General features: G+C 71.2%; 11 protein-coding genes and 1 other RNA gene. 9 read left to right on the top strand and 3 right to left on the bottom strand.

The annotated features are described in order from the left end of the window. Positions 1-103 precede the first annotated feature (103 nt). Positions 104-1,087 carry a hypothetical protein gene (locus AB0C69_RS26360; protein WP_360357851.1) on the bottom strand — a complete coding sequence of 328 codons (984 nt, stop codon included), beginning with the start codon at positions 1,085-1,087 and terminating at the stop codon, positions 104-106. Between the two features lie 126 nt (positions 1,088-1,213). Continuing rightward, positions 1,214-2,323: a peptide chain release factor 2 gene (gene prfB / locus AB0C69_RS26355; protein ID WP_345177829.1), complete on the bottom strand. Its 1,110-nt coding sequence runs from the start codon at positions 2,321-2,323 to the stop codon at positions 1,214-1,216. Between the two features lie 150 nt (positions 2,324-2,473). On the opposite strand from prfB, the gene AB0C69_RS26350 reads away from it, so the two are divergent. After that, positions 2,474-3,529 (top strand): hypothetical protein, encoded by a 1,056-nt coding sequence (locus AB0C69_RS26350; RefSeq protein WP_360357850.1) that lies wholly within the window; start codon positions 2,474-2,476, stop codon positions 3,527-3,529. A gap of 23 nt (positions 3,530-3,552) precedes the next feature. Here the strand turns inward: AB0C69_RS26350 and AB0C69_RS26345 are convergent, their stop codons facing one another. After that, positions 3,553-3,738, bottom strand: coding sequence for a hypothetical protein (locus AB0C69_RS26345; protein WP_345177834.1), 186 nt, complete (start codon positions 3,736-3,738; stop codon positions 3,553-3,555). Between the two features lie 409 nt (positions 3,739-4,147). On the opposite strand from AB0C69_RS26345, the gene ftsE reads away from it, so the two are divergent. The 8 genes from ftsE to AB0C69_RS26305 all read left to right on the top strand — a co-directional run. Then, positions 4,148-4,837 carry a cell division ATP-binding protein FtsE gene (gene ftsE, locus AB0C69_RS26340; RefSeq protein WP_067453578.1) on the top strand — a complete coding sequence of 230 codons (690 nt, stop codon included), beginning with the start codon at positions 4,148-4,150 and terminating at the stop codon, positions 4,835-4,837. Positions 4,838-5,019: 182 nt separating this feature from the next. Then, positions 5,020-5,925, top strand: coding sequence for a permease-like cell division protein FtsX (gene ftsX, locus AB0C69_RS26335; protein WP_345177836.1), 906 nt, complete (start codon positions 5,020-5,022; stop codon positions 5,923-5,925). A gap of 125 nt (positions 5,926-6,050) precedes the next feature. Continuing rightward, positions 6,051-7,187 carry a S41 family peptidase gene (locus AB0C69_RS26330; RefSeq protein ID WP_360357847.1) on the top strand — a complete coding sequence of 379 codons (1,137 nt, stop codon included), beginning with the start codon at positions 6,051-6,053 and terminating at the stop codon, positions 7,185-7,187. 31 nt (positions 7,188-7,218) lie between these two features. Beyond that, positions 7,219-7,710, top strand: a complete 492-nt coding sequence (gene smpB, locus AB0C69_RS26325) for an SsrA-binding protein SmpB (RefSeq protein WP_345177839.1) — start codon at positions 7,219-7,221, stop codon at positions 7,708-7,710. A gap of 9 nt (positions 7,711-7,719) precedes the next feature. Beyond that, positions 7,720-9,657 carry a penicillin-binding transpeptidase domain-containing protein gene (locus AB0C69_RS26320; protein ID WP_360357845.1) on the top strand — a complete coding sequence of 646 codons (1,938 nt, stop codon included), beginning with the start codon at positions 7,720-7,722 and terminating at the stop codon, positions 9,655-9,657. A 307-nt stretch (positions 9,658-9,964) separates the two neighbouring features. Next, positions 9,965-10,337: a transfer-messenger RNA gene (gene ssrA, locus AB0C69_RS26315) on the top strand. A gap of 109 nt (positions 10,338-10,446) precedes the next feature. Further along, positions 10,447-10,881 carry an NUDIX domain-containing protein gene (locus AB0C69_RS26310; protein ID WP_360357843.1) on the top strand — a complete coding sequence of 145 codons (435 nt, stop codon included), beginning with the start codon at positions 10,447-10,449 and terminating at the stop codon, positions 10,879-10,881. Between the two features lie 101 nt (positions 10,882-10,982). After that, a partial coding sequence (locus tag AB0C69_RS26305) for a serine/threonine-protein kinase (RefSeq protein WP_360357842.1) occupies positions 10,983-12,264 on the top strand: 1,282 nt, incomplete at its 3' end.

Here is a 12,264-nt window from a genome sequence, read left to right as displayed (position 1 = left end):
CGCTGCTGACGCGGGCGCTGCTGAGGTCGCTGTCGCGGGCGGGGGCGCGGCCGGGTCCGCCGCAGCGGTCAGGAGGGGCGGGCCGGCCGGCGCCCGACGGGGTTCAGGAGCCCTGGGCGGTGACGGCCTTGCGGTACATGCCGCTGACGGTGGCGCGGCCCTTGGGCGGGATGGTGGCGAGGTACTGCACGAGGACGGTGGTGTCCAGGCGCGTCCGGGCCGTGGTGGACGGGGCGAGCCCGACGAGGTCGCCGCTCACGGCGAGCCTGCCCCGCTGGGCCGCCGAGTACGCCTCGTTCTGTTTGAGGACGTACCAGACGACGGCGCCGCGGTCCTTGGTGCGCAGCCCGTAGACCTTGTACTCGGCGGGGGAGAAGCGGGACGAGAGCGTGACGCCGCGCCCGGCGAGGGTCTTCTCGCCCGCCTTGAGCGCCTTGTAGGTCTCGCTGGTCTTCGCCCCGTCGGCCAGGACGGACGCCCCGGAGGCGCGGGGGCCTTCGGTGAGCAGTGCCGCGTGGGCCTTGGGGAGCTTCGCGGGGGCGACCGCGAGGTCTCCGGCGTCGGGGGCGACCGCGGTGGCGTACCCCTGCGGGTCGAGCGCGACGCGGCCGAGGGCGAGCTCGGACGGGTACGGGTCGGCGGCCAGCAGCCACGGCGCGTTCTGCCCGGCCCGGGTGAACAGCAGCGCGTGCCGCAGGGCCTGCTTGCCCCTGCCGCTGACGGTGTCGGCGGCGAACCAGTGCGGGTAGCCGGTGAGCCGCGGGATGTAGAAGGTCGTGTGGGTGAAGGCCACCCTGGGCGGACGCTGCCGGACGGCGCGGCGGAGCTTGAGCGCGGCGACGTCCATGGTGAGCTGCGGGTCGGTCTCGACCGTGCGCAGCGTCCTACCGCTGAATCTGAGCCCCGCCTGGTTCATCCCCGTGGCGAAGGACGCGAGCACCTGCTGCGCCTCCTCCTTGGTGAGGGCGGGCGCCCCCTGCGGCTTCCCCGGAGCCGCGGAGGAGGTGTTGCCGCCGGAGCAGCCGGTGCTCACGGCGGCGGCCAGCAGGCCGGGTAGGAGTATCGGAACGAGAGTGCGTGCTGCCATGAGGCCCCCCGAATGGCGACGTTGGTCCGGACCATCCGGCATCCTCGCAGAGTGATCATGTGATCACTCTGCGAACACGAAAGTCGGCGCGAAAAGGTGGGGGACCGCTCAGGGGACGATCTCGGGTCAGGCGCTCTCCTGCTGGCGCAGCCAGCGGATCTCGGCCTCGATGAACTCGTCGATGTCGCCGTCCAGGACCGCGGAGGTGTTGCCGACCTCGACGCCGGTGCGCAGATCCTTGACGATCTTGAAGGGGTGCAGCACGTAGTTGCGGATCTGCGTGCCCCAGCTCGTGGTGCCCTCGCCGCGAAGCGCGGAGAGCTCCTCCGCCTCCTCCTTGCGCTTGCGCTCCAGCAGCTTGGCCTGCAGCACGTTCATGGCCGTGGCCTTGTTCTGGAGCTGGCTGCGCTCGTTCTGGCAGGACACGACGATGCCGCTCGGGATGTGGGTGATCCGCACGGCGGAGTCGGTCGTGTTGACGCCCTGGCCGCCCGGCCCCGACGACCGGTACACGTCGATCCGCAGTTCGCTCTCGTCGATCTCGACGTGGTCGCTCTGCTCGACCACCGGCACGACGTCCAGGCCCGCGAACGACGTCTGCCGCCGGCCCTGGTTGTCGAACGGGGAGATCCGGATGAGCCGGTGGGTGCCGTGCTCGCCGCGCAGCGTCCCGTAGGCGTAGGGGGCCTTCACGGCGAACGTGGTCGACTTGATGCCGGCCTCTTCGGCGTAGGAGGTGTCGTAGACCTCCGTGGGGTAGCCGTGCCGCTCGGCCCAGCGCAGGTACATCCGCTGGAGCTGCTGGGCCCAGTCGGCCGCGTCGACCCCGCCGGCCTGCGCGTTGATGGTGACCAGCGCCTCGCGGGCGTCGTAGTCGCCCGACATGAGGGTGCGCACCTCGAGCTGCTGGACGGCCTTGTGCAGCGCGGCCAGCTCCTCGTCGGCCTCGGTGCGGGTGTCGGCGTCGTCCATCTCGCGGGCCATCTCGTACAGCGTGGCGGCGTCCTCCAGCCGCTGCCGCAGGCCCTCGACCCGGTTCAGCTCGCTCTCCAGGTACGACAGGCGGCGCGTCACGGCCTGCGCGCGCTCCTGGTCGCTCCACAGGTCGGGGTCGGCCGACTGCTCGCGCAGTTCGGCGATGTCGCGGCGCATGGTGTCGAGGTCCAGCACCTGCTCGATGCTGGACAGGGTCGAGGCGAGCTCCTTGAGCTGTTCTTCGGGTTCGATGCCTGCCACGGTCCGAGCCTATCGCCGTCCCGGCACTGCTTATCGCCTCGCGGCGGGCGGGCGGAGGTCCGGCCAATATCATGCGGGTGGCAGAATCACGGGCCGAGGAGGTCGGCCGAGGGCGGCCGGCCCTGAAATCTCGCTCCGGGGGACGGGTCTTTGCACAGCTTCCTGCGGGTGGTCGCGGCCGGGGCGCTGCTCACCCTGCTCACCGCCGCGGGCTGCACCGAGGGCAGGACGGAGGCGCGGCCGACCGTCACCATGCCCGAGACGTCCCCGCCCGCGCCGGTGGCGCTCACCCCCCAGGTCGCCGACCGGGCGTTCCGCTCCTACGTGACCGACGAGGACGTGGCCAGGGCCGCTGGCGACGAACGCCTCGCGCTGACGTGGACGTCCGACGGACAGTCGCAGCTGACCGCGGCGGAGTTCCGCAAGGCCGCCTACGACGGCGACCCGGTTCGGCGCTTCGTCTACGGCGCCCCCAAGCTCTACGTGCCGAAGCTGAGGGACGCCGCCTACCCGCAGTGGTTCGTGGTGTCGGTCGACCGTTCGGTCGTGGACCAGCCCAAGAGCAGGCGCAGGGCGCTGATGGGCTTCATCCTGCGCGGGCCGTCCGACCACTGGAAGCTCACGGTCGCGACCCTCCTGCAGGAGAAGGCGAAGGAGCCGAAGGTCGCGGTCGACGCCGCCGGGTACGCGACGGCCATGAGCGCGGAGGACGCGACCGTGCTGATACGTCCGCGCGACGTCGGCGGGATCCAGGCGACGATCGCCGCCGAGGGGCCGCGCAGCGTCGCCGCGAAGGTGATGCGGTCGAACCCCGCCACCACCGGCTTCTACCAGGACGCCAAGCGCGCGAGGAAGAAGGCCAGGAAGAAGGACATCACCTACACCGCCGTCTACACCGCGACGCCGTTCCCCTACTTCGGGCTGCGGACCGAGCACGGCGGCGGGCTGGTGATCTACTCGCTGTTCCGCAACACCTCGCTGATCGCCAAGGATCCCGGAACGCCGAAGCCGGAGATCCCGCAGGAGGCCGAGCACCTGCTCGACGGGACCGTCGAGGGCAACGAGGTCGACACCACGGCCACGCTGCACTTCGCCGCGTTCGACCCGCCGAAGGCCCGGAAGGGCGCCGCGCAGCCGAAGGCGCACATGGTCGCCGACGACGGCGCCGTGACCAAGGCGGGCACGCCGCCGATCAAGAAGCCGTGACGTGCCGGGGGCGTCGGCCCCGGTCAGCCGTAGACGCGCTGGAGGACGAGCGCCGCGAACAGGAGCGCGACGAGGATCGCCAGGACGACGGCGGGCGGCACGGACGGGCCGTGGTCGTGCAGCTCCGAGCGGGCCTCCCGGCAGGTGGGGCAGCGTCCCTCCACCACCGGGTGCGAGCACCGGGCGCAGATGAGATGTTCGCAGCTCATGTCGTGGGCCCCAATCTCCGACAACGGCACGCGGTCCGTGCGGGAAGCGTCGGCCTGTGTGGTCGTTCGTCCACCTATTAGGTATCTTTCGCCATCATCCAGCGTAGCCGGACTGTATGGTCGTTCCGGCAAGTCCGGGGGCTAGACGGTATAAAACGGCCGGACGTCGGGAGACGGTTCACATGGCACTGATCGGACGTCACGAACTGATCGGACGCGGTGCCGGCCCCGGGCGCCCGTACCACTGCGAGTGGGACGAGGTGGTCGCCTCTCCCCTCTACACTGCTCGAAGGCTCCGCGTCCCACCTGGCCGTGAAGCCGGGCGGCGCAGGCAAGGGGTCACGGAGGCTTCCGTGGCCGCGGGCCGGCCCGCTCCCCAACCCCTACAGCGAACCGCCGTGATGCAGCCGTGATCCATTTCGACAACGTCACCAAGGTCTACCCGAGCCAGAACCGACCCGCCCTGCAGCATGTGAACGTCGCCATCGAGAAGGGCGAGTTCCTGTTCCTGGTGGGCCCGTCCGGCTCCGGTAAGTCGACCTTCCTGCGCCTCGTCCTGAAGGAGGAGCGTCCTTCCCAGGGTCACGTGCACGTGGCGGGCAAGGACCTGAGCAGGCTGAGCAACTGGAAGGTGCCGCACCTGCGCCGCAGGATCGGCTGCGTCTTCCAGGACTTCCGCCTCCTGCCCAACAAGAACGTCTTCGAGAACGTCGCGTTCGCCCTCGAGGTGATCGGCAAGCCGCGGCGCTTCATCGGCAAGGTCGTTCCCGAGGTCATCGACCTGGTCGGCCTGGAGGGCAAGGCCCACCGGATGCCGGACGAGCTGTCCGGCGGCGAGCAGCAGCGCGTCGCCATCGCGCGGGCCTTCGTCAACCGCCCGATGATCCTGCTCGCCGACGAGCCGACGGGGAACATCGACCCCGCGACCTCGATCGGCATCATGAAGGTGCTGGACCGCATCAACCGGACCGGCACGACCGTCGTGATGGCCACCCACGACGCCGCCATCGTCGACGCCTTCCGCAAGCGCGTCGTCGAGCTGGAGGACGGCCGCGTCGTCCGCGACCAGTCGCGCGGCGTGTACGGCCAGGCGTACTGACACGGGGCGCGCTGGCACAGGCGTACCGACACAGGCGTGCCGACAAGGGCGCACTGACATCTGAACCATCGATTCCCGCCGGGTCGTAGGAAACCCCGAGGGGTGCCCGAAAGGAAGCCGCCCGCCGCGTCCCGCGGCGCCCCGGCTCCCGGCCCAGCAACGGCGATCAAGGACAGCGAGGCATGCGCGTACAGTTCGTTCTCCAGGAGATCTGGATCGGTCTCCGCAGGAACATGACGATGACGATCTCCCTCGTCATCACCGTCGCCATCGCCATGGCGCTCTTCGGCACCGGGCTGCTCCTGCGGCAGCAGGTCTCCGCGTCCAAGAGCTACTGGTACGACAAGATCGAGGTCTCGATCTTCCTGTGCGCGAAGACGAGCTCCAACCCCGTCTGCCAGAAGCAGGACGTCACCGAGCAGCAGCGGGAGACGCTCAAGGCGCAGCTGCAGAAGATGCCGCAGGTCTCGGATGTCCAGTACGAGAACAAGCAGCAGGCCTACGCCCGCTTCAAGGACCGCTTCGCCGGCTCGCCCGGGTTCGTGGAGAGCACCCGCGAGGGCGACATCCCCGACTCGTTCCGGGTCAAGCTGAAGAACCCGGAGGAGTACAAGGCGGTCGCGCAGGCGATGCTCAACCAGCCCGGCGTCGACTCGGTCATCAACGAGCAGGAGATCCTGAAGCGGTTCTTCCGGATCCTGAACGGACTGCAGGTCGCCGCGCTGACGATCGCCTTGATCCAGGTGATCGCCGCGGTGATGCTGGTCGGCAACACCGTCCGGCTGTCGGCGTTCAACCGGCGCCGGGAGACCGGGATCATGCGGTTGGTCGGGGCGTCCAACACCTATATCCAGCTGCCGTTCATCCTGGAGGGCGCGATCGCCGGGCTGATCGGCGGCCTGTTCGCGTCGGTGCTGCTGATCTTCAGTAAGAAACTCCTGGTCGACCGGTTGGCGGGGGACGTCCAGCTCGTCAGCCAACTCGGCTGGAGCGTGGTGATCCTCGTCATCATCGTGTCGATCTGCTTCGGCGTCCTGCTGTGCGCCGTCTCCTCGTTCCTGACCCTGCGCAGATACCTGCGAATCTGACGCCTCCGCCGGATCCGGCCCAACCGCCGGATCCGGGCCGTGGCGCCGCCCTACACTTGCCGCATGGTCGTCCCCTCCGCGCCCCCGTCGCGTCCGTGTCCCCGCTGAGCAGGAGACGGGGCGGCGTGCTGCGCGGCGCGGCCGTCGCGACGGCGATCGTCTGCGCCTACGGCGCGGGGGTCGTGAGCGGCTCGGGCTCCGATCGGCACGCGGCCGTCGCCGGGGGCGGCTCCGTCCTCGACGAGGCCGCCGTGAAGATCGGCGGACGGGCCGCGCGGCCCGTCGACCGCGGCGCCCTCGACCGCGCCGCCATCGAGGGCATGCTGCGCGGGCTCGGCGACCGGTGGGCGCACTACTACTCGGCCCGCGAGTACGACGACGTCGAGGGCCGCCTCACCGGCCGCTACAGCGGCGTCGGCCTGTGGCTCGGCCGCGAGGACGGCGACTCCCGCGTGCTGGTGGCGAGCGTCCAGCCCGGCACCCCCGCCGCCCGCGCCGGCGTCCAGGCCGGCGACGTCGTCGCCCGCGTCGGCGACGCCTCCGTGACCGGCTGGGACATCTCCCGCGTCGCCGAGGCGCTGCGCGGGCGTCCGGACGAGACGGTCGAACTCACCGTGGAGCGCGAGCGTCGAACCAGGAGATTCCACCTCGTCCGCACGAAGGTCTCTGGAGGGGACGTCACCGTGACCGAGCTTCCCGAGCGCGCGCGGATGATCCGGGTAGGCGCCTTCACCCGCGGGACGGGCCGGCAGGTCCGCGCGGCCGTGACCGGGCGCTCGCCCGCGGGCGGCGTCCTGCTCGACCTGCGCGGCAATCCCGGCGGGCTGGTGGACGAGGCGGTCGAGACGGCGTCGGCGTTCCTGGCGGACGGCCCGGTCGTGACCTACGAGCCGCGCGGCAGGCCCGCCGAGCGGCGCGCCGTCACCGCCCCCGGCGACGCCCGCACCCCGCTCGTCGTGCTCGTCGACGCGGGCACCGCGAGCGCCGCGGAGATCGTCGCGGGCTCCCTGCGCGACCGCGACCGCGCGGTGATCGTAGGATCGCGTACGTACGGGAAGGGCTCGGTGCAGGAACCCCTCCGGCTCGCCGACGGGTCGGTCATCGAGCTGACCGTCGGTCGCTACCGCACCCCGAGCGGCCGTAACCTCGACGGGGTCGGCATCGAACCCGACGTGGAGGTCTCCGCCGACCGCCCCGCGAAGGCGGCCGAGCGACGCGCCCGGACGGTGCTGCACGGCCTCGACGCGGCGATGCCGGGCTGAAGACGACGACGCGGGACTGAGGACTGAGGACGTGGCACGGGACACCGGGCGGAAGAACGACACCGGGCGCAAGCTCATCGCCCAGAACAAGCGGGCCCGGTACGACTACCACATCGACGACACGTGGGAAGCGGGCATGGTGCTGATGGGCACCGAGGTGAAGGCCCTGCGCGCCGGCCGGGCGTCCCTGGCCGACGGCTTCGCGCACGTGCGCGACGGCGAGGTGTGGCTGGAGAACGTCCACATCCCCGAGTACACGCAGGGCACCTGGACCAACCACGCCCCCCGCAGGCGCCGCAAGCTGCTGCTGCACCGCCGCGAGATCCAGAAGATCATCGCGAAGTCGGAGGAGCCGGGCTGGACGCTGATCCCGCTCTCCCTGTACTTCAAGGACGGGAAGGCCAAGGTCGAGATCGGCCTGGCCCGTGGTAAGAAGACCTACGACAAGCGCCAGGCCATCGCCAAGCGGGAAGCCCAGCGGGAGATGCAGAAGGCTGCGGCGGCCCGGTTCAGGAGACGGTGAAGGGTGTCGATGACGAACCGAGGCCGGAGGCGGGCCCGTGCCGGGGCCCGGAGGCCGCTGCTTTCGCCCGCGCGCCGCCGGGCGGTCGCTCTGGCGGCCTGCGGCGCGCTGGTCGGGACGATGACGACCGGGTGCTGGGCCGAGCCGTCGGCGATGCCCGCCGTCCGCGACTTCCTCATCGCCTGGCAGGTCGGCAACTATGAGGCCGCGGCCGGGCGGACCGTCGGCGCCGACCGCCGGCAGGTCGAGGACGCGCTCGGCCGCGTCCGGCAGCAGCTCGACGCGGCGTCCCTGCGGCTGTCGCTCGGCACCGAGGTCGAGGGCTCCGGCGTCGACCAGATCGTCAAGAAGGGCGACGAGGCCGACGCCCGCTTCACCGTGAAGATCGACCTGGGTGAGAACGGGCAGCCGTGGGAGTACCCCGGCCTGATGCACCTGCGCCGCGTCGGCGGCAAGTGGAAGGTCGTCTGGGACCCCTCCATCATCAACACCAAGCTGAAGCCGGGGCAGCGCCTCGCCGTGGTGACGCAGGTGCCGAAGCGCTCCCCGATCACCGACACGCAGGGCCGCTCCGCGCTGCGCGAGATCGGCGCCTACCAGGTCGGGGTGTTCCCCGGGCAGCTCGCCGACCCGCAGAAGACCATCGACCAGCTCGCCAAGCAGACCAAGATCGACGGCGGCCGGCGGCTGGACTCCGAGCGCCTCCTCGGCCGCGTCCGGTCGGCCCCGCCGCAGACGTACCTGCCGCTGCTGACCCTTCAGGTCCCCGCGCACAACGCGCTGATCCAGCGGCTCACCCACATCCCGGGGCTGCAGTTCCAGGGCGTCCGCGCGCCGATCGCGCCCGCGTACGCCCCCGAGCTGATCGGCAACCTCGGGCCCGCCACCGCCGACCGGCTCCAGCAGGTCGGCGCCCCCTACCAGCCGGGCGACACGATCGGCGTCAGCGGCATCCAGCTGCTCCAGCAGCGCCGTCTCGCCGGGACGCCCACGGTCAGCGTCGTCGCGCAGGACGAGACCGGCAAGAGCACCGAGCAGCTGCGCTCCTGGCCCGGCCAGGAGCCGCAGCAGGTCCAGACGACCCTCGACCCCGTCTACCAGCACCACGCCGACGACGCCCTGGCCGCCCTGCAGTTCCCGGCGTCCATGGTCGCCGTGCGGCCGAGCACCGGCGAGGTGCTCGCCGTGGCCAACCACGGCACGGGCGGCCAGAACCTCGCCTTCGAGGGCCACTACCCGCCCGGCCTGACGTTCGGGATCGTGTCCGCGCTGGCGCTGTTCTCCCAGGCCGGCATGAAGCAGTCCACCGAGACCACCTGCCCCGGCACCGTCACCGTCGGCGGCAAGACGTTCACCAACAAGGCCCGCCCCGACAGCAGCTTCGCCAACCACTTCGCCGCCTCCTGCAAGACGACCCTCGCGCAGCTCAGCGGCAAGGTCGACGCCCAGACCCTCCTCCGCGAGGCGGCGCAGCTCGGAATCGGCAAGAACTGGGGCCTCGGCGTCCCCGCCTTCACCGGCTCCGTTCCGGCGCCCGCGAACGACGGCGACAAGGCCGCGGCCATGGTCGGCGAAGGCGCCGTCCAGGTCAGCCCGCTGGCGATGGCCATGGTGGCCGCCGCCGCCTACAGCGGCACCTGGCGCCCGCCCTACGTCCTCAAGGACCCGTCCACGACGGCCCAGGCGCCGCAGGCCCAGAGCCCGCCGTCGGAGTCCATCTCGAACCTCAAGAGGGTCCTGAGCCGCACTGCGTCCCGGGGCAACGCCCGCGGCGCCCGCGTGTCCGGCGACGTCGTCGGCGTCGCCGCCCTCACCACCTACAACGAGGGGGGCCGTCCCAAGACCGTCTCCTGGTTCGTCGGGTCCAGCGGCGACCGCGCCTTCGCCATCGCCGTCGAGGGCGTCGTCAACACCCCGGCCCTGGCGGCGAAGTTCCTCGGCGGTTAGGCCCTTTGTCAGCTCTTTACGCACGGGACGCAACCAACCCGCCCCCCGCGTGCGTCTTTACGGGTGACTGAGCCACCGCTTGGGGGGTTGCGGACTCAGTCGCCGTGATGAGACCAGAGCCTCGTCTCGGGGGAGGCTCTGCCGTCCGGGCCGGCCCGACCCTGCCGGTCGACCCCGGTGGACGCGACATCGTTCGCGTCCACCGGGGTTCACGTGTGTCCGGGGGAATCACGTTGCCCTCGCACGCGTTATCCTTGTAGCGTCATCGTGCGGACGTCCTCGGACGGACGCTTTGACAATTGAACATGGGGGTGACCGGCTTCGACTTCGGTCGTTCGAGCCAGGGGAAGCGGGTCGAGGGTTGCTGTCGTGACCTCGTAAATCCTGTGACAGCAAACCAATAACTGCCAACAAGAAGCAGTCCGAGTTCGCCCTCGCCGCCTGAGCGAGGAGCGAACTCTGTCAGCCCGGGCGCGTCTCCGTCCCGGGGTCTGGCATCGCTAGGAGACTCCACCTTCCGGTCCGGTCGCGGGCCCGGTAGGGACATCTAACAGCGACTGAGTCCGTCGGCGACACGCCTGCGTGAGCGCCGGGACTGAGAAAACGCTAAGCAGGCTGCACCCGGAGAAGCCCTGACCCATCACCGAAGGACGCGGGTTCGATTCCCGCCACCTCCACGGCACACGAAGCCGCCGACCAGACGAGTTCTGGTCGGCGGCTTTTTGCATGAACGAGCAGACGCCCCTCGCTCCAGGTGTGGAGGGAGGGGCCATCGGGGAGCTTGCCGGCGTGGACGTACGGGTTACCGGGGTCGTCATCGAGGACGGCCGGATTCTGCTGCTGGACCAGGACACCGACACCGGGCGGTCGTGGTCGTTGCCGGGCGGCAAGGTGGAGGAGGGCGAGCCGCTGGCCGATGCGCTGGTCAGGGAGATGCGGGAGGAGACCGGCGTCGAGGTCGAGGTCGGTCGGCTGCTGTACGTCTGCGATCACATTCGCGGTGGCGCGCACGTCCTGCACATCACCTTCGAGGCGCGCCGCGTGGGCGGCGCGGCCGGGGTCGTGGCCGGGACGGCCGACTCCCGGCCGATCCGCGGAGTCGAGTTCGTGGGGCTCTCCGACCTGGTGGGGCTCGGTTTCGGCGACCGGTTCGCCGCCCTCGCGAGGGCCGGTTTCCCCGGAGCCGGCTCCTACATGGGCGCCAAGAGCAACATCGGCCTCTGACTCCGGCGAGCACGAGAGCCGCCGGGATCCCCGGTGGAAGCCCCGTCACTACAAAAGAACATCCTTGTACGAGTGTTGAGGACGTCGGTAGGTTCGCCGGTGTGACACGTGCACCGGAGACGGCCCCCAGACGGCTGGTCGGCGGGCGGTACCGGCTGGTCGAGACGCTGGGGCGCGGCGGGTTCGGCCTCGTCTGGAGGGCGCGGGACACCGTCCTCGGGCTCGACGTGGCGGTCAAGGAGATGCGGCCGCCCGCCGCCGAGCTGACCGAAAGGGTCGCGCGCGCCACCCGCGAGGCGCGCAACGCCGCGCGGCTGCGCGAGCACCCGAACATCGTCAGCGTGCACGACGTCGTCGTCGAGGACGGCCTTCCCTGGATCGTCATGCAGCTCGTCGACGGGCACTCGCTGCACGACCGGATCGCGCGGTCCGGCCCCCTGCCCGCCGCCGGGGCCGCACGCGTCGCCGCCGGCCTGCTGGACGCGCTGGAGACGGCGCACGCCGCCGGAATCGTCCATCGGGACGTGAAGCCGGCGAACGTGCTGCTCACCCCCGGCGGGGACGCCGTCCTCACCGACTTCGGCATCGCCGTCCATCACGCCGACACCACGCTCACCGCGACCGGCGCGTTCATCGGGTCCCTGGAGTACATGGCTCCGGAGCGCATCGACGGGAACGACGATCCCGCCTCCGACCTGTTCTCCCTCGGCGCGACGCTCTACCACGCCGTGGAAGGCGTATCCCCGTTCCGCCGCGACACCACCTCCGCCACGCTGAAGGCCGTCATCAACGACCCTCCGGCGCCGCCGGGGCGCGCCGGGGGGCTCACCGGGCTCATCACCCGCCTCCTGGCCAAGGAGCCCGGCGAGCGTCCGACGATCTCCGAGGCGCGCGTTCTGCTCGCCCGGGCGGCCGGACCGGAAGGCCCGGGCCTCCGGGACCCGGGCCAGTCCGAGCGTGCGACGGTCACCGAGGTCCGCCGGCCGCCCGCCGAAACGAACGACGGCCGCACACGGGTCGGCGACGGGGCATCGTGGTGGAGCCGGGCTTCGACCGTCCGCCAGACGGCCGTGGCGGTCGCCGTGGTCGCGGGCCTGCTCGGGCTGGCCATGGTCGTCGGCCGCCAGGTCTACGGGCGGCCGGCCGCCGACGCCACGATCGGTGACTGCGTGTACCTCTCCGGCGACTCCGACTTCGGGTTCGGCACGAAGGAGGGGGACTGGTACCAGACGCCGTGCGGCCTGCGGTTGGCCAAGGGCACGGCCTACAAGGTCGTCGGCCAGACGGCCGACGACCCCGACGACCCCGACCGGGAGGATGCCACCCACGGCTGCAAGTACTACTCGGGCTGGAACAGCAGCGCGATGGTCAAGACGTTTCTCG

Origin of the sequence: Actinomadura sp. NPDC048032, from assembly GCF_040653175.1 — a bacterium.
GTDB lineage: Bacteria > Actinomycetota > Actinomycetes > Streptosporangiales > Streptosporangiaceae > Spirillospora > Spirillospora verrucosospora.
Note: the sequence above shows the minus strand (reverse complement) of the source record. Positions and strands in the feature narration are given on the sequence as shown.

Excerpts from the sequence above, each read along its gene's own strand:
- AB0C69_RS26360 (WP_360357851.1), bottom strand. The coding sequence starts at position 1,087 with ATGGCAGCACGCACTCTCGTTCCGATACTCCTACCCGGCCTGCTGGCC.
- AB0C69_RS26345 (WP_345177834.1), bottom strand. The coding sequence starts at position 3,738 with ATGAGCTGCGAACATCTCATCTGCGCCCGGTGCTCGCACCCGGTGGTG.
- ftsX (WP_345177836.1), top strand. The coding sequence starts at position 5,020 with ATGCGCGTACAGTTCGTTCTCCAGGAGATCTGGATCGGTCTCCGCAGG.
- AB0C69_RS26320 (WP_360357845.1), top strand. The coding sequence starts at position 7,720 with ATGACGAACCGAGGCCGGAGGCGGGCCCGTGCCGGGGCCCGGAGGCCG.